This window comes from Psychrobacter sp. PP-21 (assembly GCF_033790785.1).
Lineage (GTDB): Bacteria > Pseudomonadota > Gammaproteobacteria > Pseudomonadales > Moraxellaceae > Psychrobacter.
Genome location: NZ_JAMYEB010000132.1, coordinates 1 through 243 on the forward strand (window position 1 = coordinate 1; position 243 = coordinate 243).

Annotated in this window: 1 protein-coding gene; it reads right to left on the reverse strand. The window is 37.0% G+C overall.

Translation table 11 applies throughout. The features are described from left to right. Positions 1-243 (reverse strand): DDE-type integrase/transposase/recombinase (locus NJD71_RS13890; protein WP_336623822.1); only part of this gene is annotated, 243 nt, incomplete at both ends.

Genomic DNA, 243 nt, shown 5'->3' on the forward strand with positions numbered 1-243 from the left:
TAATGATGTCATTGATAGCTTCGAATCTCATTTTATAATCCTGATGATACACTAACTCATTTTTCAATATGCCCCAGAAACTCTCTATCGGAGCATTATCAAAGCAATTACCACGTCTGGACATTGAGCCCTTAAATTTATGCTTCTTAATGATCTTATGATAGTCATAACTACAGTACTGACTGCCTCTATCAGAATGCACAATCAGCTGTTGGTTGGGTCGTTTGTTCTTGATGGCCATAT